The organism is Blautia sp. CAG:257 (genome assembly GCF_000433815.1).
Classification (GTDB): domain Bacteria; phylum Bacillota; class Clostridia; order Lachnospirales; family Lachnospiraceae; genus Blautia_A; species Blautia_A caecimuris.
Window position 1 is genome coordinate 14,547 of sequence record NZ_HF999075.1, and the last position, 468, is coordinate 15,014.

1 protein-coding gene is annotated in these 468 nt (G+C 43.6%); it reads right to left on the reverse strand.

The annotated features are described in order from the left end of the window. Positions 1-197 precede the first annotated feature (197 nt). Positions 198-468: hypothetical protein (locus QVP40_RS14005; RefSeq protein WP_442852287.1), on the reverse strand; the 271-nt coding region annotated here is incomplete at its 5' end.

Sequence of the window (468 nt, forward strand, 5' to 3'; positions counted from 1 at the left end):
TACGTCTTTGCAAGTTCTTTGCTCATAATAAACCTCCTGTATGTGTTTTCTGTAAATAGTGAGGGGAAAAATCGTTATCATTTACCTGGAAGATCAGTACAGAACATACTGTCTTTCCGGTAAATAAAGAAGCCCCTCACACCTAAGTGTGAAGGGCGAATCTTGTCGCGGTACCACCTTCATTATGCAGGAAACAGTCAGTTTATCACACTTATTTCTCTGCACATCTCATTTTCCTTTAACGCAGGATTTACGTGAAAGCCTGCTGCCGGTTTCTGTACTTCATTTCCGGCCATCAGCCTCCCGGCTCCAAAGCTACCTTCTGCTGCGTCCTTCTGAGAATATCTTCCAGCCAGCGGATATTCCTCTCTGTCAGGGTATTCAGCATACTCCTCTTCTTCCTCGCCTTTGTTATGGTACATACTATAATTGCATTTTTTGCGGTTGTCAAGCAGGAACGCAGAAATT